The 25,826-nt window shown below is 49.0% G+C and carries 15 protein-coding genes; 12 read left to right on the forward strand and 3 right to left on the reverse strand.

Annotated features, from left to right (window positions below):
- Positions 1-47 precede the first annotated feature (47 nt).
- The 4 genes from KD147_RS07475 (at position 48) to KD147_RS07490 (ending at position 6,545) form a co-directional block, all read left to right on the forward strand.
- A complete protein-coding gene (locus tag KD147_RS07475) occupies positions 48-2,063 on the forward strand; it encodes a patatin-like phospholipase family protein (protein WP_212547392.1) in 2,016 nt (671 codons plus the stop codon).
- Complete coding sequence (locus KD147_RS07480) at positions 2,063-3,106, forward strand: SMP-30/gluconolactonase/LRE family protein (RefSeq protein ID WP_212547393.1); 1,044 nt, start codon at positions 2,063-2,065, stop codon at positions 3,104-3,106. The genes KD147_RS07475 and KD147_RS07480 overlap by 1 nt, the downstream gene beginning before the upstream one ends.
- 64 nt (positions 3,107-3,170) lie before the next feature.
- Complete coding sequence (locus KD147_RS07485; RefSeq protein WP_212547394.1) at positions 3,171-5,387, forward strand: c-type cytochrome; 2,217 nt, start codon at positions 3,171-3,173, stop codon at positions 5,385-5,387.
- A 9-nt stretch (positions 5,388-5,396) separates the two neighbouring features.
- Positions 5,397-6,545, forward strand: a complete 1,149-nt coding sequence (locus KD147_RS07490; protein ID WP_212547395.1) for a catalase family protein — start codon at positions 5,397-5,399, stop codon at positions 6,543-6,545.
- 2 nt (positions 6,546-6,547) lie between these two features.
- Here the strand turns inward: KD147_RS07490 and KD147_RS07495 are convergent, their stop codons facing one another.
- The 3 genes from KD147_RS07495 to KD147_RS07505 form a co-directional block, all read right to left on the reverse strand.
- The gene (locus KD147_RS07495) at positions 6,548-7,666 is read right to left on the reverse strand and encodes a GGDEF domain-containing protein (RefSeq protein WP_212547396.1); all 1,119 of its coding nucleotides are present in this window, start codon (positions 7,664-7,666) and stop codon (positions 6,548-6,550) included.
- A 177-nt stretch (positions 7,667-7,843) separates the two neighbouring features.
- Positions 7,844-8,563 (reverse strand): methyltransferase family protein, encoded by a 720-nt coding sequence (locus KD147_RS07500; protein ID WP_212547397.1) that lies wholly within the window; start codon positions 8,561-8,563, stop codon positions 7,844-7,846.
- Positions 8,564-8,628: 65 nt separating this feature from the next.
- Positions 8,629-9,003 (reverse strand): hypothetical protein, encoded by a 375-nt coding sequence (locus tag KD147_RS07505; RefSeq protein ID WP_212547398.1) that lies wholly within the window; start codon positions 9,001-9,003, stop codon positions 8,629-8,631.
- 200 nt (positions 9,004-9,203) lie between these two features.
- Here KD147_RS07505 and KD147_RS07510 point away from each other — a divergent pair, with 200 nt between their 5' ends.
- From KD147_RS07510 to KD147_RS07545, 8 genes are all read left to right on the forward strand, one after another.
- Positions 9,204-10,037 (forward strand): mechanosensitive ion channel family protein, encoded by an 834-nt coding sequence (locus KD147_RS07510; protein WP_105188915.1) that lies wholly within the window; start codon positions 9,204-9,206, stop codon positions 10,035-10,037.
- Between the two features lie 119 nt (positions 10,038-10,156).
- Positions 10,157-10,519, forward strand: coding sequence for a hypothetical protein (locus tag KD147_RS07515; protein WP_212547399.1), 363 nt, complete (start codon positions 10,157-10,159; stop codon positions 10,517-10,519).
- Positions 10,520-10,649: 130 nt separating this feature from the next.
- The gene (locus KD147_RS07520; protein WP_249319073.1) at positions 10,650-11,417 is read left to right on the forward strand and encodes a response regulator transcription factor; all 768 of its coding nucleotides are present in this window, start codon (positions 10,650-10,652) and stop codon (positions 11,415-11,417) included.
- Between the two features lie 4 nt (positions 11,418-11,421).
- Positions 11,422-13,674 carry a tetratricopeptide repeat protein gene (locus KD147_RS07525; RefSeq protein ID WP_212547400.1) on the forward strand — a complete coding sequence of 751 codons (2,253 nt, stop codon included), beginning with the start codon at positions 11,422-11,424 and terminating at the stop codon, positions 13,672-13,674.
- A 522-nt stretch (positions 13,675-14,196) separates the two neighbouring features.
- On the forward strand, positions 14,197-16,011 hold the full coding sequence (locus tag KD147_RS07530; protein ID WP_212547401.1) for a S8 family serine peptidase: 1,815 nt from the start codon (positions 14,197-14,199) through the stop codon (positions 16,009-16,011).
- Between the two features lie 832 nt (positions 16,012-16,843).
- Positions 16,844-20,344, forward strand: coding sequence for a S8 family serine peptidase (locus tag KD147_RS07535; protein ID WP_212547402.1), 3,501 nt, complete (start codon positions 16,844-16,846; stop codon positions 20,342-20,344).
- A 128-nt stretch (positions 20,345-20,472) separates the two neighbouring features.
- Positions 20,473-21,474, forward strand: coding sequence for a proprotein convertase P-domain-containing protein (locus tag KD147_RS16995; protein ID WP_212547403.1), 1,002 nt, complete (start codon positions 20,473-20,475; stop codon positions 21,472-21,474).
- A 787-nt stretch (positions 21,475-22,261) separates the two neighbouring features.
- On the forward strand, positions 22,262-25,756 hold the full coding sequence (locus KD147_RS07545) for a S8 family serine peptidase (RefSeq protein WP_212547404.1): 3,495 nt from the start codon (positions 22,262-22,264) through the stop codon (positions 25,754-25,756).
- Positions 25,757-25,826 lie beyond the last annotated feature (70 nt).

Genomic DNA, 25,826 nt, shown 5'->3' on the forward strand with positions numbered 1-25,826 from the left:
TGTAGAAACATAGATAATATAACAAAAATAATAACAACAACTTAACAATGAGTTCCTTCCAAGAAACATTTAATCGGGATATTGAAAATCAAGAACAGCAATGGCTGAGCGACCGCAGAGCCGCCTGCGACCTAAGTGGTGATAGCAGCAAAGACACCAAAGCGCTGGCCTTTTCCGGCGGCGGTATCCGTTCGGCCACCTTTAATCTCGGGGTGTTGCAGGCATTAGCCAAAAATGATCAACTCACGCAGTTCGACTACCTGTCATCCGTGTCTGGCGGCAGTTACATTGCCACCTCCTTTACCTGGTTTAAATCCCGATTTCCCGGTCGCTTCCCCTTTGGCACCAGTCGTCGGGATAAGCATGCGAGTGACATCCTCGCTTGGCTAAGGGCACACAGCAGTTTTTTAACGCCGGGGTTTGGCGTTGATAAAAGCTCGCTGTTAACGGCTATCTTAACGGGCACCCTGATTAATATGCTGATCATGGTGCCTTTATTGCTGTTGTTGCTATTTTTATTGAGCTATGAATTTTCTGCGGATCTTTCCGCTATTGCCATCCATGCTCCCTTTAACGGTTTCTCATTGTTACGGGCCGCGGGGTTTCTCACCCTAATTGCCAGCTTTGGTGTTATGTTGCTGACCGCCATCAGTACCGGTTTTGATTCCGCGCGAGCAAACCACCGTACAGAAACGCTCAGGTATTACCTCAGCAACCTGTTTCCCCTTGGCCTTGCGTTGCTGGCCGTTGGCTATATTCCCTTCTTACACAAGTCGTTTGAACACTTTGCCGAGTGGGTGGTGCACACCAGCTTTAGTATATCCCTAATAGGTATCACTATTACCCGCTATGCGGCGAGAAGGAATGGCAACGCCGATATTAAATATTCGCTCACCAGTCTATTGATAGACTTAGGTCTGCTGCTGACCTGTTTCGGTTTTGTGATGATCAGCTATCACTTTGCCGTGCAATGGGAGCTGCTACCCACCATTTTTTATCCCTTGCTGTTTTTGTCGGTGTTCCTGGTATTGGGCTGTAACATCAACTCAGTGTCTATGCATGGCTATTACAGAGACAGGCTAAAAGATGCCTTTATGCCTTGTCATTTATCCAAGCGGGAAACTAATGACGAGGAGTGCGAACAAACGACCAGCTATGATAAGCAACTATTACTTGGCGAGCTCAAAGCCACGGACGCGCCCTTTCCCATCATTAATTGCAATATTGAATTACTGGGCTCAAGCAGGGCCAAATATAAGAATCGCGGCGGCGACTGTTTCACCCTGACCCCCTTATATTCGGGCTCCGACAGCACGGGATACAGAGCGACCAAGGATTACATGGCCGGCAAGTTGGACCTTGCCAGTGCCTGTGCTATTTCGGGCGCGGCGATTGCCACCAATACCCCGATGACCCGTTCTAAGCAGCTGAATTTTATTATGTCTCTGTTGAATCTAAGGCTCGGATGTTGGCTGAAAAACCCGAATAAGCCGACCAAACCGGCTAACTTTTTCAATAAGCCTTGGTGGTACCTATATATGTTTAGGGACATGTTCGGTCAGGGATTGAACGAGCAACAATCCTATATTCACCTCTCCGATGGCGGCCACTTTGAAAACCTAGCCTGCTATGAATTGATCCGCCGTAAGTGCAAGCTCATTGTCTGTTGTGATGCCGGTGCCGATCCCAAATACCAATACAAGGACCTGGCCAAGCTCATAGAGCTGGCGCGCGTTGATTTTGGCGCCAAACTCGCCATCGATGTCAGCGAGATTAACCAGCAGGAGGCAACCTCAGATATAGCCTGGACCGAGGGGAAAATATCCTATGACGACGGCAGCTATGGACGCTTTATCTATATTAAGGCCTGCATGATCCAACACTTAAACGAAGACCTGAAAAGTTATAAAAGAATGAACCCTGATTTCCCGCATCAGAGCACCAATAATCAATTTTTTGATGAAATGCAGTTTGAAGCCTACCGGGAATTGGGATTCCAACTTGCCCATCAAATGCTTAAGTCCATCGACTTAGCGACCACGGCCACCAGCGGAGAGCAATAATGACGAGCTTTTTATGTTCAAACTTTGAAATCCTATGTGATCAACTCGGCTATCCCGAAGGTCCCGTCTATATGCAAGATGGCAGTGTGCTGCTGGTAGAGATCAAAAATCAGCAACTAACCCGAGTTTCAGCAAAGGGTCACAAAGCCGTGGTTGCCAAAATACCCGGTGGCCCTAACGGTGCGGCCATAGGACCGGATGGCCAGGTTTATATCTGTAACAGTGGTGGCTTTCAATGGATACCAGTTCCCCTGCCAAAGCAAACGCTCTTTATCGGCACCGGACAATCGGCTGAGTATAAAGGCGGCAGCATAGATAAGGTAAATTTATCCACCTCCGCGGTTGAAACCCTGTATACCCATTGCGACACTGGCCGCCGATTGGATATGGCCAACATGCAGTGGCAGGACCAAGCCCTGTCGCCCGCCTTTGCGCTGCGCGGACCGGACGATTTGGTTTTTGATAACCAAGGCGGCATGTGGTTTACCGACTGGGGCAAAGACGATGGCCGTACCCGGGATATTACGGGGATTTATTATGCTGCACCGGACGGCACCAGCATCAAGCAAATGGTCTTCCCGCTCAATGCGCCAAACGGTATCGCCCTGTCGCCCGATGGCAAGCGCCTGTACAGCATAGAAACCTATACACGACGACTGCTGTACTGGGAGTTATCGGCACCCGGTGAAATCGCCCCAAACCCCCGGTCACTGGACGGCACCTACCTGCTAACAGGTTTTGAAGGTCAGGCCATATATGACTCCATGGCAGTCGATGAGCTGGGTAACCTCTATCTGGCCACCATGCTACCGCAGGGCAACAACCCCTTTAGCAATGGCGGAATTACCGTGGTGTCTCCCGAAGGAGAGATATTGGAGTATATCGAGATCAATCTGGGCGTGGATTTGTATGCCCCCTTGCCTTCTAATATCTGCTTTGGTGGCGAAGACAATAAAACCGCCTATATCACCTTGGGTGCCAGCGGCATGCTGGTAAAAGCAAAAATGAAAAATGCCGGCCTGAAATTAGCGTTTAACGGCTAGCTCAGAAATCGCTCTGTGGTGTTGGGATGCCCTCACCCTGTTCCTCTTAACCTTGGTTAATACAATGACATTAATTAAAATAACAAAACGGATCCTGGTCTGTGTAACGGCTTTATTAGTACTGGCAGGCCTTAGCCTATTTGCCTTGGTGCACTATCCCGCCTCGCAGATCCCAGACTATGAGCCGACAGAAAAAACCCGCTACCTGGATCAGGGCTGGGGGCTCGAAGCGCATTCGCCTGAGCGTCAAACCTACTACTACACACCACAGGGCACCAGCTTAAAGGGCATGGAATATGACTGGCTGGCGCACCTGGAAATGCCCTGGGGCGAGACGCGATTTGCCGATCCAGGACATTTAAAGGCCTACGGCTTTATCGTCGATGACAACCCAAGCCCACAAAATCCCTATCAATACCCCTTGGGCTTTACCAAACACTTCGACCAGGCATCGGGCAGCGAGCTGTTGGATTTAAGCTGCGCTGCCTGTCATAACGGTCAGCTAAACTATAAAAAGGACGGCAAACACTACGCGCTGCGCATCGATGGCGGCCAGGCCATGCATGCCTTTACCACCATGAAACTGGGTCATTTTGTGCCAACCCTGGTGGCGTCGATGACCAGTACCTATCTCAACCCGCTTAAATTTGATCGTTTTGCTAGCCAGGTACTGGGCGAGCAATATAACGACCACAACAAGGCCGTCCTCAGGAAAAAATTCGGCAAGGTGTTAATGCGCTTTTTAACCCAGGGCTTTAACGATGCCAGCAAAGGCCTGTATCCGGTGACCGAGGGCTTTGGCCGCACCGATGCCCTGGCACGCATCGGCAATACCGTTTTTGGCGATAATCTGTCGGCAGAGAATTATCATAAGGCCACCGGCCCGGTTAACTACCCGCCGCTTTGGAATATCTGGAAATTTAACTGGGTGCAATATGGCGCCTCGGTAAAACAGCCCATGGCGCGTAACATGGGTGAAGCGCTGGGTGTCGGCGCGCACATTGCACTGACCGACAGCTATGGCAATCCGCTGCCCCCGGAGCAGCGCTTCGATTCCTCCGTGTTGCCCGAACAAATCTTTACCATAGAATCGACCCTGCAAAAGCTCACGCCACCGCAGTGGCCGGAAGATATTTTTGGCCCGGTCGATAGAGTAAAAGCGGCCGAGGGACAACAGCTGTTTCAGCGCCATTGCGCCGGCTGTCATGGTCCACACCCTGCCAGCGACTTGGTTAAACAAATCGAAACGCCGTTAAAAGGCAAAGACCAACCGCTTTGGATAATGAGCGAACTGGCCGTCAATGATGTGGGCACGGATCCCAACGCCGCCTATAACTTTCTAAACTACCGCTTTAACCTGAGCAAAACAGGCCTAACTAACAGCGACATAGCGCAGAAAGTCCGGGCAATGAATATCAGGCAGTTACAACGACTGGCCAAAGTGCTTCTTAAATCGCCGCGCCTTGAGCAGTTTTTGCAACAACCTCAGCCACAAGCCGAGGCGTTAACCTTAACTACCAACTGGATAAGCGACCATCCGCAGCAATACCAGGATATAGAGCGACGCTTTAACAACTGGCAAAAAAAATACGCCAAATTAGCGGATCTGGATAAGCACATTCGCGAGCAAGGCGATAATGATGTTCAGCAAGACATCAAAACCGCTCTTATCCAGCAACAACTGCGCTCCTTGGACGATGCGTTGGCCAAGCTCAGTGTGGAGACGCTCAGCCTGGGTGAAGCACTCAACATTACCGGCATCTATTTAAGAGAGAAGTACTATCAAGACAAAAACTTTTCGCCGGAAAAGCAAGCCTGTATGGACGGCTTTGGCGCCTTGGATTTGCCGCAACAAAAAATGATCTACAAGGCCAGACCCTTAGAGGGTATTTGGGCCACACCGCCGTTTTTACATAATGGTTCGGTACCCAATATCTACCAGCTGCTCTCGCCTGTGTCAGAGCGCGACAGCCAGTTTTGGGTTGGGCAAAGAGAGTACGATCCCGTGCATCTCGGTTATGTGACCGAAAAAGAAGCGGGCCATGCCTTCTTGTTTGATACCCAAAAAGACGGCAATAAAAATATCGGACATGAATTCAGGGATGGTTATATTCCCTACCAGCCGGGTAATCCGCCCCAATATGGTGTCATCGGCCCGGCATTAACGCCGGCGCAGCGCCTGGCCATTATCGAGTATTTAAAAATACATAAAGACTCCCCTGATGCCGAGCACGCAAGCACGTCAGCAGCAAACCCAGTAACTCAGTGCGATGGCCTCTAAGGGAACAAGATGAAAAAACTCATTGTCTTTTGTACCATCGGCATGATCGCTTTGGTCGCGGCGTTATTTGTCATCAACCAGGACAAAAAACAAGGTAGCCTGGGGATTGTCATTCCAGCCGATGAACAAACCCACATCGCCGATATTATTTCATCGGCGGTGCAAATGGTGGATCGCAGCCAGGCGGCCACGGCTCCCTCTCCTTATCGCCGCGATGTCCATGCCAAAGCCCACGGCTGTGTTCAGGCTACTTTTAGCGTGCCAGCGCTCAGTGACGCGCGCTTAAGGCACGGGATATTTGCCGAGCCCAGTCAGTATCAGGCCTGGGTTCGCTTTTCCAGCGGCGATACCCGGCCGCAAGCGGATGGCGTCAAAGATGCCAGGGGCATGGCCATCAAGGTCATGGGCGTTGACGGCAAAAAGCTGCTGCCGCTGGAGCAGGATGCGCAAACCCAGGACTTTGTGATGATCAACAGCGACGTCTTTTTTATAAAAGATGTCGCCGAATACGCCAAGTTTATGCAATACCAGGCACAAGGCAGCAAGTTTGGTTATTTTTTCAATGACTTTAACTGGAACATATTCAAGTGGCACCTGAGGTCACTCTACCTTGGCGCCAAAACCCTAAAACCAGCGCCGGACAGCCTGCTCACCGAGCAATACCACAGCCTGTCTGCATATCGTCTGGGTGCAGAGCAGTTTATGAAATACAGCGCCAAGGCCTGTTCGAGCAACACGGCTGTCGCGGTAAGCCATGATAATGCCAACTTTTTACGCCAGGAGCTTAGCGCCAATCTAAGCCAAACCGGCGCCTGTTTTGACTTTATGGTCCAGCTACAAAACCCGGATAAGTACATGCCGGTGGAAGACACCACGGTCAAATGGCAACCCGAGGACTCCCCTTTTATTAAAGTCGCGCGCATTGAGATACCCGAGCAGCAATTTGATACCCAGGAACAAAACCAGTTTTGTGAAAACCTGTCCTTTACCCCTTGGCATGCGGTAAAAGAACTTGAACCGGTCGGTGGCATCAACCGGTTACGTAAAGCGGTGTATAACGGCGTATCCCGTTACCGCCATGATAAGAACGGCCAGCCTATGCTTGAACCAAGCGGCTGGTGCTTGAAACTTGATGGCAGTGAGTGCAGTGTCGAATAGGGCTAGCTAAACGCTAGCCCTTCTTCTTTAACCTGCCCATGGTTTATCACCCTATTGCGCCCTGTTTCTTTGGCGCGATACAGGGCGTTATCAGCGCACGTGAGCAACCCCATCAGACAGGGTGTGTCGGCTGTTTTTTCCGCGGCGCCGATACTCACGGTAAAGGTCAGCGGCGCTTCCTCGGGGAGCTCGATTTGAATCTTACTAACGGCGTGGCGCAGGTTTTCCGCCACCGCCAGGGCACTGGTAATATCGGTTTCTGGCAGCACCACAACAAATTCTTCGCCGCCATAGCGCGCCAGAGAGTCGCTGGCTCTCAGGTTCGCTTTTAGCGTTGCGGCCACTTGCTTTAACGCTTCGTCGCCAACCAGGTGACCATACACATCATTAATCTTTTTAAAGTAATCGATATCCAACAGCAGCAACGACAAGGGGTGCTCATAGCGCTTGGCATTTTCGAACAGCTCTTCGCCTATCATCATAAACATGCGGCGGTTATTGATCCCCGTCAGCGCATCGGTTGCGGCGATGGCCTTTAACTCTTTTTGGTAGAGATCTATGTTATGGCTGAGTAAAGCCATGATGAAATAGGTTTCAATCATGGTCACGTAGATCACCGAATAAAACAGCAGGCGTTCGGATTGGGCATCGAGGGAGATAATGGGCGCCGTATCCGCCGCCTCGGAACATACATAAAAAAGAATGCCGCCGGCTAAACTAAAGACAAATTTTTCAACTCGGTCGTTTTCGTTAAAGAGCAGAAAAACCCCAGGGGTAATTATTAAATAATAAAAATGAAAACCAGCACCAACCCCAAAAGTGTGAACACTAAAGAGGTAAACGTGCGCCATCAGCACGGTAAAAAACCACACCTTGGCCCCTCGGTAGTAGCGCTTATGGGAGAACAACAAACCAAAGCCATAACAGACAACAAAGGCCAAGTTAATAGCGGCCACGGCGGTCTGGTTTAAAGACAGAAGAAAGTACAGTGCGTACAACAAAGCAACCACACAGGTCACTACGGTCACCAGGTTGGTGGTTTGTACTTTAGTTGCTTCAACGTGTTCAAGGCGGTCCGTGCCTATGTTTATAAAACCCAGGTGAACAAGTTTTTTTATCATAGGGAGTTATTTTTACCGGCGGCGCTGTGGCCACACTTTATTGTTGTTTGCTTATTCTGCCATAGCCTTTGATGATTTGTTACTTAATAAATTAAAAAGTTTAACGCCTTTTTTACTCAGCTTGGTGGCCTGTTTCACCTGCAACGTGGCAATGCGTCGCTATCCGCACAAGGCCAATTAGAATACCCCGGGAAACAAGCGATATTTAACCCGCCGGGCATACTCGCTGTACCCCGGTAACTCCTTGTGCAAAGCTGTATCTTCTAATTGGGTTCGTATCAGGGTTATCACAGTGGCGAATGCCGTGGGCAGTAGGGTCCACAGCGAATCAAGCGCCAGGACAATGCCAAACAAGGCCAATACACTGCCGGCATAACCGGGATGACGAATAAAGCGATAGGGGCCGGTATCACAGACCACATGGCCGCGCTCCGTTTGGATGCGCACTACACTGATAAAAAATCGGTTTTCTACCAAAGCCCAGGTAGCAATGCCATAGCCGAGGGCAACCAACATAAACCCCAGCCAATTTAGCCACAGGGGAAATTCGCTGGACCACTGATACCTGTGGTCAAGCCCGGCCACTATGATCATGGGAAAGCCGATGCTTATCGCCATTAAAGGAGCAAGTACCTTATCCCAGGGATTGGCTTTTTTAATGCTGTCGATATTTTGTCTTTCGGCGATTAATCCGGGATTCCTTTGCTCCGTTAACATATGGCCGCCGACGCCAAAGGCGAACACCTCCGCCGAATAGACCCAGGCCTGCCACCACTGAAGGTCCAAACTGCACACAAATAGAATAAGAGGGAAAGTAAGATACAACAGGAGCAGGTCAACCCACTGACGTGTCGACATGCTTTTATGAGCGGCTTTATCGCTCGGCTTGGCTGACATCTCAGTCCCCAAATCATTATTGAGCGTGAACGATATAGATCAGTGAATTAAACTGCCTAACCATACTAATCCGTGCACATGGCGTATTCGGCCACGCCATCACGAATTCGTTGATAACAGCCGCAGGGGTCGTTATCGACACTGCATTGCCCTACCACCACGCTGCCTTCGGCCACAAAGTCACCAACGACAAGGCAATGGCCCTGACAATCTGAGCCCGTGGTACACTGCTTGCCCGCATCCGGGTAGGTGTAGATACAGGCAGGGATGGCATTCATACACACACTTTTGATCACCCCGCCCTTTTCAAGGCACGTGAGGACATCAATTCGCGAGAGCGCGTCCAGCCTCATTTGTTCCAGGGTACCGTCACCTGTTTCGATGGCCGCAAACAAGGTAGATGAAAATAATAAGCCAGTAATGAGTATCCAGTATTTCATAATTCCAACATCTGATTATCAGCTCGGCGTCCGGGCATAGGATATGGGTTTAAGCCTTGGGTTCAAGCCTTGGGTTGAACCCAGGCGCTTGTGCTTAGCGAAACTCTGATAATTATAGATTCATTTGCCAATTCTCTCTCGAATTAGCCGTTCTAAGTCGTTACTATTTAGCAAACACATTATTTGAGTAAAAACGTTAGATGATCGAACAAGAAATAGCCCAAGTAGAACGTTACTACCAAATGGCCATAGACTTCCTCGTTGCCTACAGTGCACAGTTGGTACTGGCTTTGGTATTACTGGTGTTTGGCCTGTGGCTGGCACAACGCATTAGCCGCTGGATCTTTGCCCTGATGCAAAGCCATAAAATCGACATTACCTTGTCCACCTTTACCAGTAACCTGGTGCGGGTGCTACTTATTGTCACCTTTGTGGTCATCGCCCTGGGCAAGGTGGGAATAAGTGTGACTCCCTTTGTTGCCGCCATTGGTGCCGCATCACTAGGTGCTGGCCTGGCATTGCAAGGCATGCTGTCAAACTATGGCGCCGGCCTTGCGATCATTGCAACCCGCCCCTTTGTGGTCGGTGACACCATTACGGTAAAGGGCGTCACAGGTCAGGTAAGCGCCATTGAGCTCGGTATGACCCATTTACGCGACGAAGATGAGGTGGAGATCACCATTCCCAACAAGCACATTGTTGGTGAAATCATTCATAATTCATTCGATTACTCTCTTGAAGAAGGGACCATTGGCATTGCCTACGATGCCGATTATGAGCAGGCAGAAGCACTCATCATCGAGGTGTTGGCGTCGCAGAGCGATGTTGCGCAAACGCCAAAGCCACAGGTAGGGATCAACGAATTTGCCGACAGCAGCGTTGTGCTCTTATATCGCTATTGGGCACCAACCAAGGCCAAGGTGGCCACCCGACTTGAGATCAATAAGGCGATATTCCGCGCCTTGAAACAGGCACACATAGAAATCCCCTTTCCTCAGCGTGTGGTTACACTCAAGCAGGAAGCCCACTCCTAAGCCCTTCAACCCATGGCACGCTGCGGCGTGCCTACCATTTTAGCCCCAGTCGCATACAGAGCGCCCCGATAGGCTATACTCATAACAATTAAAAAAATGTTTAAAAACAGGGCGTAAATATGTTCTTGGGTATCCTGTCGTCAAACAACAATAAAGCATACCTAGCTCCGGCCATCTTGCTTATTATCGCTATCGCGCTCTTGCTCATTAAGCTGCTCGTCAATACTGAGCCATCGGCCGAGCCTTCAGCCGAGCCTCCAGCCGAGCCTTCTGCCGAGCTAGGCCCTATGAGTTCAAGAGCGGTCACGGAGACCCAACTCCCTGCATCACAGACACAGATGCTCGGTAATTCCGACATTCTAAGCCCTGATTTTATCGCCACCAGGGGCAGTCACTGTGAAAAGTATTATCTTATTTATAAGCAAGAGCCAAGCCAGCACAACGAAGTGCTTGCCAGGCAAGTCTGTCGTAATTTCAATTAACGGCCTGTTTTTGCAGGTATTGAGCGGATATGCGACTGGTGTTCCCGAGTAAAAAACATCGATATACAACTCAATACAAACTCATGTATGATTACGAAGTTATGAATTAAATGTTACTGTCCAGGCCAATATGATGAACGGAAAAGATAATAACTGGATCCTAGTGGTGGATGACGACACCGAGTTAGCGCAACTGGTGGCGGGTTTTCTTGAAACCAACGGCTATAAAACCAAAATTGAAAACAACGGCTTAAAAGCTGTGCAAACCATAATTACCGAGCAGCCGGCATTGGTCGTGCTCGATGTCATGCTACCGGATATGGACGGCTTGTCGGTTTGCCGTCAGGCGCGCTACGGTTACCCGGGTTTGGAAGGCACCTACGACGGTCCTATTCTTATGCTTACCGCCCTCGACAACGACATTGATGAAGTGGCAGGCCTGGAAACCGGTGCCGACGATTATTTAGCAAAACCGGTGCGCTCGCGGGTACTGCTGGCACGAGTACGAGCCCTGCTGCGCCGCAACCCCCATGAAACACCCGCATCGCTTCCAAGGACAGAACAACAGCCGGAAGAAAAAACAGAAGACGAAGCCTTGATCAAATTCGATGATCTGGTGATAGATAAAAAATATCAAAGCGCGGAAAAAGACGGCAAGGTCGTGGATTTGACCACCGCGGAATTTGAATTGCTGGCCTTACTTGCCAGTAACCCCGGGGTGATCTGCGACAGGGAGTTTATTTCCGAGCATTTTGCTAAGCTGGGTTATGAAAGCTCTAACAGAACCATAGACTTGCGCGTATCACGTATCCGTAAAAAGCTTGGCGACGATAACAATCCTTCGACTAGAATTAGAACTATTCACGGTAAAGGCTATCTGTTTGTAGGAGATAGATAACGCGATGCGCTTTAAACTGTTATTGCTACTCTTTGTATTTCTGGGGACCGGGCTTTGGCTCAGTACCTCGGTGCAGGGTAATGATAACGAACAGCAAAGCACGGTTGAACAGCTCGAAACCCAGCTGCATACAGCAAAGGGCAGAGAAAAAGGCGAGATTTTAACGCTATTAGTCGAGGCCTACCGGGATAACAATCCACCCCGGAGTTTGGAGTACGCCGAGCAGGCCTTGGTTAGTTTTGCCAAGTACCCGGATGAAAAGCGCCATATAACGGTCCTCAATAATATGGCCTGGGCTCATATTACCCTGGGGCAGTACGAGCAGGCACAGGCTCGCACCAATCAAAGCCAGGCCCTGTCAAAAGAAGTCGATTATAAACGCGGTCTTTATGTGTCTGTTACCATGCAGGGGATCATCTATTGGCGCACCGCCGATTACCAATCGGCATTGAAAAACTTTGAACAAGCCCTCGAAATAGCCAAGGAACAGCAAGATACCCGGGGTATCGCCAATACCACTAATTATATCGCCATCATTCACCAAACCCTGGGCGAGCCAAAAAAAGCACTCGAGTATTTTCAAAGTGCCTTTGAGATGCAGCAACAAATAGGCGAAGAGAAAAGCATCGCCGTGTCTCTCAATAACCTCGCCAATATTCACGGTACCAGTGGTAACTATAGTTTAGCCCTTGATTACCAATTAAAATCTCTGACCATTCGCGAGCGTATTAACGATGTTCCCGGTCTCGCTCAAGTGCTCGGCAACATTGGCCTCACCTACTTCTATCTTGAAGACTATGATATGGCGCTGTCTTACCTACAGCGGGCACTGGGTTATTACGAAACCTTGCAGGACAAGCTTGGCATTGCCGAAATGCTGACTAACCTCGGTGCCGTGCACCAACGTAAACATCAATTCGATGCCGCACTGCATCAATATCAATCCGCCCTGGCACTTGCCCAAGAATTGGATGATGTCGCCATGATGTCACGGATCAAAATTGATATCGCCAGCGCCTATATAGAGTTAGGCGATGCGGATTTGGCTCAGGAGTACGCCGAGCCGGCACTGCAAAAAATTATCAATCTAAAAATTATCCCCCTGCAGGCGAATGCGTTATTGGTCAGTGCGAAAATAGCCAAGCTTAAAGGTGAGACCACCCAAGCGATCCATTTAACCAATCGCTCTATAGAGGTGGCTACGGATGTTGAAGATAAGCGCATGGTGCGCGATGCCTATCAGTATCTTTATCAAATTTATAAGGACAGGGGCGATCTGGCTCAAGCCCTTTATTACCTGGAATTGTTTAAACAGGTCAATGATGAGATGTTTAACTCCGAGAGCGATCAACGGGTTGCCTTCTTGCTAAGCCACTTCGAAGCGGAAAAACGAGAACAGCAAATTAAACTGTTACAGGCGGATCAAAGCCTAAAGCGCAAAGAGATTGAACAGCAGAGATACACCCGTAATGTCTGGATTGCTTCCTTGTGTGCCAGCTTCGCCTTTATTCTGTTGTTTGTTAACCGCATGCATCAAAACAAGATAAACCGCTCGTTGAATGAAAACATCAAATCGCAACGGGAATTAATTCAAGCGGTTGCCCATGAATTCAGGGCGCCTTTGGCACGGGTGCAATTGGCCTTCGATATGTTGGAAGACTCTCTGGTTGCCGATAACACTAAGCTGCTGAGCACTAAGATTAATGATGGCCTGACCGAACTGGAAAAGCTGATCAAAGAAGCCTTGGACTTTATCCAGCTGGAAAATAAGTCCCGGGCACTGCACACCAGCGAGCTTAAAATTGGCAACATGCTGTCGCGCTTACTTGAATCTCATGTCGATCTGTATCCCGATATTCATTTCGAATTGACCGAGAAAGGGCCACAGCCTTGTGTGGTTCAGGCCGATAGTCACCAACTAAACCGCGCCGTTTCCAATATCGTTCGCAATGCCGCCCGCTTTGCCGAGACACAGGTGCAGGTTACCTTAAATAACCTGTCGCAACATTATGAGATCTGTATTGAAGACGACGGCCCGGGTATTCCCGTTGCCGAACGACAGCGGGTTATTGAGCCCTTTGTTCGCCTCGACCTCAGTCGCTGTCGCGATTCCGGCGGTGTCGGCCTGGGTCTGGCACTGGCGAAAAAAATAAGTGAAGCTCATGGTGGCAAACTCATAGTTGGGTCTTCTACCCTAGGTGGTGCCAAACTCACCATTCGCTGTCCGAAAAAGCCGCCACCAACCAGTAACAGCTAGGCGCATTTTGGCGCCGGCTTTAGCTCTTTAACACAGCGCCCTCTGCTGAGCAGCATATACATGGCGCCTTCATGGCGACAAAAAAGTCAGTCGCCCTGGCCCAATTAACCACTTTCTTAACTCAACGCTTTCTTTGGTATACAAGTTAACCGTTTTTTACTTGTTAATTTTATCGCTGCAACTTATCGAATAATTTTCTTTATTTTCGGTAACTTATCATCCATTTTCAGGAGATTTTAGTCAGTTTTTTGTCATTACTGTGTACAAAAAGTTAAATTTATTTGATCTTTAGTGTCTATATGTATATAAATGTATATGTTGAGTCATTGAAATTGATTCCCAAAACCTTTCGAGGCAAGGGATCACGTTATGTTTTTTTAGCAAGTTCAAATATTTATGCCTGAGCACCAGAAGCCGCAAAGATAAATAGCATTGAACACCAACTTGTAGGCAGCACGCGTTTTCGCGGTGTACGGACAACACCAAGGTAACGCCAACCCCTACACAAATTGGAGCAAAGTTATGAAAGTAACAAAAATAGCGAGCGCCTTAGCGGCATTAACACTTAGCGCAGCAGCATGCGCACAAGCAGACGATTCTCGTTTCGTAATCCAGGTTGATAACAACAGTAAAGGTGTTGTCAAAGCATTAGCCATTCAGTCTGGCGCCGAAATCAAAGTTGATGGCGAAGGTTTCTTTGCCGCCAGCTTCCCGGGCATGGACCTTTCTCAGGTTAAGGGTGTTCTTAATAACCCACATGTAAAACTAATCGAAAAAGACCAAATCCGTAAGCCATTCGCGTTATACAACGACGATGCTGGTAATCCTATGACCAGCCAGCTTACGCCTTACGCCGTATACCAGTCACAAGCTAACCAGGTACCCTTTATTGCCGGCGCCGGCATGAAAGTATGTGTTATCGACTCAGGTCTTGATAGATCAAACCCTGACTTTAACTGGGCCGGTATCACGGGTGATTATGACCCAGGTACAGGCGATTGGAATGTAAACGGTGGCCCACACGGCACCCACGTAGCCGGTACCATTGGTGCCAGCGATAACGAATTCGGCGTAGTGGGCATGGCCCCAGGCGTTGAAATGCACATTATCAAGGTATTCACCGAGCGCGGTTGGGCTTACTCATCAGATCTTGCCCACGCTACTAACCTATGTAGCCAAGCCGGTGCCAATATCATCAACATGAGCCTAGGTGGCGGCGGTAGCAACAACGTTGAAGCCAACGCCTTTGCCGAATTCAGTGCCAATGGTGGTCTGATCGTTGCCGCTGCGGGTAACGATGGTAACTCAGCTGCTTCATATCCTGCAGCCTACCCTGCAGTTATGATGGTTGGCGCCAACGATGCCGATAACAACATTGCACCCTTTTCTCAGTTTCCAAGCTGTTCAAGCGGACGCGGCAAACGTGCCACCTTCGATGAAACCATCTGTGTTGAAGCAACGGCCGGCGGTGTTCAAACGCTTTCTACCTACCCAGCGGGCATGGCGGATATTGCGTCGCTAAGCGCAGACGGTACTTTCTATGCTTCTGCAGGCATGGAAAACGACGGTGAAGCGACGGCTGCGGGCTATTTCATGGGCACTGCTGAAGCCGTAGATGCCGGTGCACAAGGCCGCATCTGTGTTATCGACCGCGGTAACATCAGCTTCCACGATAAAGTAGCAAACTGTGAAGCCTCTGGCGGCGTTGGTGCGGTTATCGTTAACAACGTTGACGGTGTACTGTATGGCACCCTGGGTGATATGAACAGCACATCTATTCCTGCAATTGGTGCAGACCTTGCTGACCGTGATGCATTTTTGAATGCAGCCTCAATCTCAGTAAGCGTCACTCCTTCTGCTTACGGTTACATGAGCGGTACCTCTATGGCTTCACCTGCGGTAGCCGGCGTTGCCGCACTGGTTTGGTCAAACCACACCGAGTGTAGTGGTGAGCAAATCCGTGACGCATTGAAGATGACCGCCGAAGACCAAGGCGCAGCTGGCCACGATGTCTACTTTGGTTACGGTATCGTTAAGGCCAAGGCCGCTCACGATTACCTAACACAAAATGGTTGTGGTAACACGCCGACTCCGGGTGAGCTATCACTTAGTGCCACGCATGTATTTGCCAAAGGCAAAAACCAGGTAGAGCTTGTTGCCTTGGGTGCGTCTTCGGGTAGTGCCGATATCTACCGTGATGGTGCCAAAATTGCTACTGTTGCTAATGGCACGCAGTACAACGATGCCTTCTCTCGTAAGGTAAGCGGCACATTCACCTATAAAGCCTGTGACCAAAACACCACAGACTGTACTGCTGAGCAAGTAATCTCTTTCTAAGCAGAAACCCTTTTCTAGTTGGACCTTAACCAAAGCAGTGTGCTCATCCCCATTGAGCCGCTGCTTTTTTCTTTTTAGCTCCCACTATTTTCCCATTTAACGCCCCCATACATACAAGGCCCGCCCAGGCCAAGGGCCACACAAGTTCAGTGCGATACTCCAGGCGCGGCAATAAAGTACAAGCCAGCGCGGGCATACTACGACTCATGTCTATAATGTCATACAGCCCTTAATTACAGCCCCATCAGCTGCCACAGTGAGCGACTGGGCTTTGAGCACACCGATCGATCCCCTGTCTCATTGCCCCTAGGGCAAGACAGAGCGCCTGTCGCCCAGACTCAGTTTTTTGTATACAGCGTATACATCTTCTTTGGTTGGCTCTAAGTGTATTAGGCTGAAATACAAGTTTATATACAATTGAGCAATTTCCAGGCGCCCCTCAGACCTGGCAAAGCTCTCTGCCCCCGTGCATAAATAACGCGCAATGCTGCATAAATACTGGTTTTATAGGACATTTGTCCTGCTAACAATTCTATTGCAATTTGCACATCAATAGACAAAAACACGAAATTCTTCCGATGAAGAAAAAATAATTTGTCATTTTCCTGTAATAAAAACCCCTTTTAAATCATACCGCTGCATACTTTCTATACATTTTTTATAAATAAATGTGAATTTTTTACGTCATTTTTATTGATCATATACAAACGAAGGTATATAACTATATACATTCGCATACAAGAAGTGCGAGCGTGCGACTTACAGGGAGAATGAAGTGGGTACGTACAAATGAACCAACCATAAGTTAAATTTACAAACAACAGGAGATCAGATGATGAAAACGCCCAAGAAGTCATCTTCCAAACTAATCAAAACACTAGTAGGTACTACACTACTAGCTGGTATCAGTCCTGTTGCTTTAGCAGTAGCGCAAGCGCCACACAAAGCAGCACCAGAATACGATCAACAAACTGTTATCGTTAAGTTCAAAGAAAGAGTAGCTAAGAAAGAGCGTAAAGAGCTTTCTCGTAACCTTGGCGTATCTTTCAAAGATAAAAACAACGACGGTGTTGATGACCGCCTACGCAACATTGCTAACGGTCGTCTTGCGGTACTAGATCTTGGTAAGGGCCGTTCAGTAGATGCTGTATTGGCTAGCCTTAAAAACCACCCACTTGTAGAGTACGCTGAGCCTAACTTCATCGTTAAGCACCAAGCTGTTCCAAACGACCCTAGCTATGCAAACCTTTACGGCATGCAAAAAATCTCTGCCGAAGCGGCATGGGATTACACCATCGGTGATGCATCAGTAATCGTGGGTGTTATCGACACAGGTTTCGATTTCCAACACCCTGATCTTGTAAATAACATCTGGCGCAACCCTAACGAGATCCCTGGAAACGGTATCGATGACGACGGTAACGGTTATATCGATGACATCCACGGTATCTCAGCCATCCTAGACAATGGTAACCCTCAAGACACTGGCCTTCACGGTACTCACGTAGCCGGTACTATCGGTGCTCAAGGTGACAACAACCTGGGTGTTGTTGGTGTGAACTGGCGTACCAGCATGGTAGGTTGTAGCTTCCTGGGTTCAGGTGGCGGTACCCTAGCCGATGGCGTACAATGTATCGACTATATGATCGGTCTTAAAAATGCCGGTAACAACGTTCGCGTTCTTAACAACAGCTGGGGTGGCGGTGGTTTCACGCAAACGCTTAAAGATGCAATCACGGCAGCCAACAACGCCGATATGCTATTCGTAGCGGCAGCAGGTAACGATTCATCTGATATCGATCCAGGCGGTTTCTACCCTGCAGGTTATGACGTACCAAACGTAATGGCCGTTGCTTCTACCGACAGCCAAGACAACCTATCTGGTTTCTCAAACTTTGGTGACGAGCTAGTACACATTGCCGCTCCTGGTCACTTCATTGTTTCAACCGTTCCTGGTGGTGCATATGACACACTAAGCGGTACTTCAATGGCCACGCCTCACGTAGCCGGTGCAGCAGCGCTTCTATTATCTGGTAACCCAGACCTAACTACTGCGCAGCTTAAACAGGTTCTAATGAGCACGGGTGATGACGTAGCCGCATTACAAGGCAAAACCATCAACGGCAAGCGCATGAACGTGTTTAATGCCTTGGCTGATTCAGGCGGTACAGGTCCTTCATTCTTTATGAATGCAACGCCTTCGTCTGCAACGGTTAACCAAAACGAAAGCCAAGACTTCGTTATCGACCTGACCGCTGCCGGTGGTTTCTCAGGCGATGCGACTCTAAGCCTGTCTACTGTTCCAGCTTTAGATGCACAAGTGCTATTTAGTCAAAACCCTGTTGCTGCTGACACAGCCACAACTATGACTATCAACACTACAACTGCAACTGCTCCTGGTACGTACCAAATGACGGTGACTGCGGTAGACGGTGATATCACTAAAACATTACCTCTAACGCTACGTGTATGGCCTGAAGGCAGCACGTCTACCAGCTTCAGCAACAACGAAGCGGTATTGATTGCCGATGATGCACCAGAAGCACCAGCTGAGAGCGTAATCAATGTACCTCATGAAATGATTATCACTGAGGTTGCAGGTCACGTTGACATCACTCACGACAACATCGCTGACCTGGTGATCAAGCTAGTAGCACCTAACGGTAAAGAGTCTGTACTTCGCAGCTTCGAAGGCCAAGCGGGTAACCGTCTTGAGATGGACTTTGTAAACTACGACCACGAGCTTGATAACGCCCTAGGTAACTGGACGCTACAAGTAGAAGACCACAACAACAACAACGCCGGTATTCTAAACAACTGGACATTGAAGCTAAGCGGCGCGCCTTTAGGTGCTACTGACTTCGCTCCTAACGTGTCTATCGCAACTCCTGAAAACAACAGTGCCTTCCTTGTTGGCGAAACTGTAAGTTTCTCTGCAAATGCAAGCGACACTGAAGATGGCGACCTAACTTCAACTGTTGTATGGACGTCAAGCGTGGATGGTGTTATCGGCAACGGTGCAAGCTTCACTAAGTCTGACCTATCTGCTGGCGACCACGTAGTAACGGCTTCTGTTACCGACTCAGCGGGTCAAACGACTAACCAGAGCATCGAGTTCTCTGTAGCAGCTGCCAACACTACGGTAAGCGGTTCTAACAACACAGCCATTGCACTTCCTGAGTGGGGCGGCCGTGTATTCACTGAAATCGACCTACCTACCGGTGTTGCTATCGATGCGCTAGAAGTGTCTGTAAACATCTCTTACGATTCAGCTCAATACTTGAACGTTTGGTTACAGTCTCCTGCTGGTACTCTAGTGAAGCTAGTAACTTGGCGTGACTTCTGGAATAAAGACCTTATCCATACCTTTACTCCAGTAGAATTCGCAGGTGAGTCAAGCAAGGGTAAATGGCGTCTATACGCAGAAGATACGTCAAGCTACACCATGAACGGCGTACTTAACAGCTGGAGCATCTCAGCATCTAACGGTGACGCGATACTTCCACCACCGGCTGAAAACCAAGCGCCTGAAATGACTATCAATGCACCTATGGGTGGCACTAGCTTCAACCTAGGCGACAGCATCACCTTCGACGGTACTGCAATTGACGCAGAAGATGGCGACCTAAGCGCAGGTATCAAGTGGTACGATAACTTCAACGGCCTAATCGGTACTGGTGCACTATTCAGCATCGACACGCTTGGCGCTGGTGACCACATCGTGACTGCAGTGGCTACTGACTCGCAAGACGCGTTCGACCAGGCACAAGTAAGCTTCACTGTGGTAGACGCTCCGGCTAACGTAGCACCTGTAGCTGACTTCAGCTTCGCCGCTACTGACCTGGACGTACAGTTCACTGACCTATCTGGTGACACTGACGGTGCGGTAACAACTTGGTCTTGGGACTTCGGTGACGGCGCTAGCTCAACTCTAGCTAACCCTTCACACAGCTACACAGCTGCGGGTACTTACACAGTAACCCTAACTGTAAGCGATGATGACGGTGCCGAGCACTCAATCACTAAAGACGTAACTGTGACTGAGCCTGTACCAGAGCCAACAATCTTTGTACAAGGTGACGCTGAAACTTCTGGTGACCGTGTAGTAGCAAGCCTATCTTGGACTGCACAAACTGCAACTGAGTTTGATGTATACCGTGACGGTGCACTAATTGACTCAGGTGTAAGAAAGACAAGCTACACAGATCGCTTTAACTCTACTGCGACTAGCTTCACTTACCAAGTATGTGAAACTGGCGCTACTACCAACTGTTCTTTAGAAGAAACCATCGTGGCTTCTCCTAAGTCAAAAGGTAACGGTAAACGTAAGTAAGCTGTAAACCCTGGGAAGGCTCTCTAGAGCCTTCCTTTTTCTTCTTAATTTACGTTTAACATAAGAGCGTAAATCAACAAGAGAAAATAGGGATGGTTATTAATATTCGAAAACCTGGGAGCTTTATTGTGGCTAATCTTTCAACCCTGATCCGCTATCCACTGATAGCAACCGCAACCCTAGCCTGTTTGCTGGCAAGCGACGCTGACGTTAATGCAGCACACAATATGGATATGAATGACAGCTATGCGCTGCACACCACAGGCTCGTCAATCGGCTCTCAATGGCAACTTAGCAACCCACTTTTTCCGAACAACCCGTTGCGCCTGGCATCTCGTACCCAACTGCCTTATGCGGCCAAAAGCATAGATACCTTGGTTAGCGAGAGCATTTCAGGTGGTACACCGACACCAGCCAACAAAGAACCTAAATTAGACCCACAATTCAATTTGCATTGCGCCAGCTCGGTACTCACCATCAACGCCGGCGAGACCGCCACATTCAACTGTAACAGCCGTATCGTCGATGGTTTTAGCGGCACATTGCGACTCTCACTCGCTTCTTCGTTACCCGGGGCAAAACTGTCGCACCGCGAAATCAACGCCGGCATGCCTTTTACCCTGGAAGTGCCAACCAAAAACAAAACTCAGTGGGGTGACTATGTCTTTACCCTCACCGCCCACAAGGATAGCCAGCTAAAACAGCAGGCCGTAACCTTAAAGATTCTGCCCCCGGGCGTACAAACCTACAGCTTTAACAATGCGAGCGAGATGACCATAGTCGATAATGGCGCCACCGCGCAAGAGAGCGAGATTTTTGTGCCGCATCATCTAAGCACCTTCTCTTTAGAAGTGGAGCTGACCGTTCGCCATAGCTGGCGCAGCGATCTTTCCATCCAACTGGTATCACCCAGTGGCAATGTACACACCCTGCATAACCGCGATGGTGGTTCGGGTAATGACATTAATCAGCACTACCAAATAGAGACCTTTAACGGCGAAAGCGCCTACGGGGCCTGGAAGCTTCGTATAATCGATAAGGCGCCGGGCAATATTGGCGAACTGCGCCATTGGTCAATGCACCTAGGTGGGTTTAGCAACCGCCACCATGCCCAGCGCTCACTGCGCTAGGTAATCGTTAATATCTATCTCATCGATTTGCTCGGGCCGTAAGGCTGCTCGGCATAGACCAGGTAAAGATGTTCGCTCAGGAATAAGTTAAACAGATCTCAGTGGATATGTTCGTCGGCCACCCTACTCTTGATGATCTTCAATGCCCGAGGCAAACGGCAGATGCACCGATAACATCCTGATTAACATGCCTTATATGGAATCGGGAGCAAGTCAGAGCCAGTCATAACGGCCGGTTATGGTGAATCTCTACGAAGAAGGATAGCTTTCCCCTCACTGGGCTGACTTTATCGACATACTTTGTATACAGCTTTGTAGTATGGCCGCCGACACTCAGGCTGCCCGTACATAACCTATATACAATTAAGCTTCTTAGTGGCATTCCTAAAGCGAACAAACGCCCCCAGGCAGCAGTGCATAAATAACACACAAAACTGCATAACCATTTGTTTTATTGAATATTTACCCTGCCATAAAATTCATTGCAAATTACACATCAATACATAAGAAACAAGAAAACCTTCCAAAAATTGAAATTATTTTGCCATCACCCCGTAATAAAAACCCCTTTTAAATCATACAAAAGTATGTTTTAGCGCACCAATTACAAATAAATGTGAATTTTTTGTTTATTATTTATTGATCGGATGCAAATAAAGGCATATAAATATACACATATGGATACAATAAGTGCGAACGTGCGACGACTTACAGGGAGAATGAAAATGAAGTGGGTGCGTACAAATAAAACAACCATAAGTTAAATTTACATACAACAGGAGATCAGATGATGAAAACGCCCAAGAAGTCATCTTCCAAATTAATAAACGCCCTAGTAGGTACAACACTACTAGCTGGTATCAGCCCTGTAGCCCTAGCGGTTGCTAAAGCACCGTTCAAAGCAACACCTGACTACGATCAACAATCAGTTATCGTTAAATTCAAACAAAAAGTAGATAAAAAAGATCGTAAAGAGCTTACTCGTAACCTAGGCGTATCTTTCAAAGATAAAAACAATGACGGTGTTGATGACCGCCTACGCAACATTGCCAACGGTCGTCTAGCGGTGCTAGAACTTGGTCAAGGCCGTAAAGTTGATGCGGTACTTGCCAGCCTTCAAAACCACCCACTTGTAGAATACGCAGAGCCTAACTACATCGTACACACTACCGCAGTTCCAAATGATACTTCATATGCAAGCCTTTACGGCATGCAGAAGATTCAAGCTGAAACTGCCTGGGACTATGTAATCGGTGATTCTTCTGTTGTTGTTGGTGTTATCGATACAGGTTTCGATTTCAACCACCCAGACTTGGCTGACAACATCTGGACCAACCCGAATGAAATCGCGGGCAACGGTATCGATGATGACGGTAACGGTTATATCGATGACATCCATGGTATCTCAGCCATCCTAGACAATGGTAACCCGTCTGACACAGGTGCTCACGGTACTCACGTATCTGGTACTATCGGTGCCAAAGGTAACAACGCCATGGGTGTTGTCGGTGTAAACTGGCAAACCAGCATGGTAGGTTGTAGCTTCCTAGGTTCAGGCGGCGGTACCCTAGCCGATGGCGTACAATGTATCGACTATATGATCGGTCTGAAAAATGCTGGTAACAACGTTCGCGTTCTTAACAACAGCTGGGGTGGCGGTGGTTTCACGCAAACTCTGAAAGACGCAATCACAGCGGCAAACAACGCAGACATGCTATTCGTAGCGGCAGCGGGTAATGACTCAGCCGACATCGATAACGGCGGTTTCTATCCTGCTGGTTACGATGTACCTAACGTAGTAGCGGTAGCCTCTACCGACAGTACCGACAGCCTTTCAGGTTTCTCTAACTACGGCGACCAACTGGTACATTTAGCCGCGCCTGGTTCATTCGTTCTGTCTACTACGCCTAACAACAGCTACGACACGTTTAGCGGTACCTCAATGGCCTCGCCTCACGTAGCCGGTGCTGCAGCCCTGCTCCTTGCGGGCAACCCGAACCTGACTACATCACAGCTAAAAAGTGTACTAATGAACACTGGTGATACGCTTGCGGCTTTGGCAGGTAAAACCATCTCTGGTAAGCGTTTGAACGTTGCCAATGCACTGGTCGATTCAGGCGGCGCGGGTCCTTCTTTCTTCATGGAAGCAACGCCAACTAAATCAACCATCAACCAAGGCGACAGCCAGGCTTACTCAATCGACCTAGTTGCAGCCGGTGGTTTCAACGGCACAGCGACTATGAGCCTGACCAGCATTCCTGCGCTTAACGCTGACGTGGTATTCGCACAAAACCCGGTTGCGGGCGACACCACTAACACCATGACTATCAATACGACAGCGCAAACTGCGCCTGGTACGTACAACTTGACTGTCAACGCCACTGATGGCAGCGTTTCTAAGAACATCAACCTGGAGCTTAAAGTATGGCCTCAAGGTACAGTTTCTACTATGCTGACCAACAACGAAATCGTGCCTATCAGCGATGATGATCCTTCAAACCCAGCGACCAGCAGCATCAATGTTCCTTACGACATGACGCTAACTCAGGTTGAAGTGTTTGTTGACATCACACACACTTGGGCATCAGACATGGTAGTGTCTGTCATTTCACCAGCCGGCGAAGAAGTAGTTCTGCACGATCGTGCGGGTGGCAACGGCACAGGCCTTGTTGGTAACTTTATTCCTACCGAATACGAGTTGGACAACGCATTTGGTGAGTGGAAACTGAAAGTCGTTGACGAAGTGGCAGGCGACACGGGTGCTATCAACAGCTGGTCACTAAAACTGACTGGCGCACCTTCAGCTGGCACAGACTTTGCTCCAAACGTACAGATCGCGACTCCTGCTAACCAGGGCGCATTCTTGAACGGTGAAACTATCAGCTTCAGCGCAAGCTCTAACGACACCGAAGACGGCGACCTGACTGCCGGCATCGTTTGGACGTCAAGCATCGACGGTGTAATCGGTAACGGCACTTCATTCACTAAGTCTGACCTGTCGGTAGGCGACCACGTAATCACTGCGTCTTCTACAGACTCAGCGGGCCAAACCAGCACAGAAACAGTTGAACTGTCTGTTGCTAACGCCAACACCACGGTAAGCGGTGCAAACAACACAGCAATCGCTATGCCTGAGATGGGCGGCAAGGTCTTCACTGAAATCGACCTGCCTACCGGTGTTGCTATCGATGCAATCGAAGTAAGCGTTGATATCTCGTTCAACTCGGTTCAATACCTGAACGCATGGCTGCAATCTCCGTCTGGCACCACGGTTAAACTGGTAACTTGGCGTCAATTCTGGAACACAGACCTGGTACACACCTTTACACCGGTTGAGTTTGCAGGCGAGTCAAGCATGGGTACATGGCGTCTGTTTGTTGAAGATACGTCAAGCTACACCATGAACGGCGTACTGAACAACTGGAGCATCTCGGTATCAAACGGCAACGCGGTACTTCCGCCTCCGGCTGAAAACCAAGCCCCAGTGATGACTATCAATGCACCTATGGGTGGCACTAGCTTCAACCTAGGCGACAGCATCACCTTCGACGGTACTGCAACTGACGCTGAAGACGGTGACCTAAGCGCTGGCATCAAGTGGTACGATAACTTCAACGGCCTAATCGGTGAAGGTGCCCTGTTCAGCACTAACACACTAGGCGCCGGCGACCACATCGTGACTGCTGTGGCGACTGACTCGCAAGAAGCGTTCGACCAAGCACAAGTAAGCTTCACTGTTGTAGACGCTCCGGCTAACGTAGCACCTGTAGCTGACTTCAGCTTCACCGCTACTGACCTAGACGTACAGTTCAGCGACCTTTCTGGCGACAGCGACGGCGCAGTAACTACTTGGTCTTGGGACTTCGGTGACGGCGCTAGCTCAACTCTAGCTAACCCTTCACACAGCTACACAGCTGCGGGTACTTACACCGTAACCCTAACTGTAAGCGATGATGACGGTGCCCAGCACTCAATCACTAAAGACGTAACTGTGACTGAGCCGGTTCCAGAGCCAACTATCTTTGTACAAGGTACTGCTGAAACTGACGGTAACCGAGTAACAACGGATCTATCTTGGACTGCACAAGCTGCAACTGAGTTTGATGTATACCGTGACGGTGCACTAATTGACTCTGGTGTAAGAAAGACAAGCTACACAGACCGCTTTAACTCTACTGCGACTAGCTTCACTTACCAAGTATGTGAAACTGGCACTACTACCAACTGTTCTTTAGAAGAAACCATCGCGGCTTCTCCTAAGTCAAAAGGTAAACGTAAGTAAGCTGTAAACCCTGGGAAGGCTCTCTAGAGCCTTCCTTTTTCTTCTTAATTTACGTTTATCTCCAGAGCGT

It is taken from the genome of Pseudoalteromonas sp. BDTF-M6 (assembly GCF_018334135.1).
Taxonomy (GTDB): domain Bacteria; phylum Pseudomonadota; class Gammaproteobacteria; order Enterobacterales; family Alteromonadaceae; genus Pseudoalteromonas.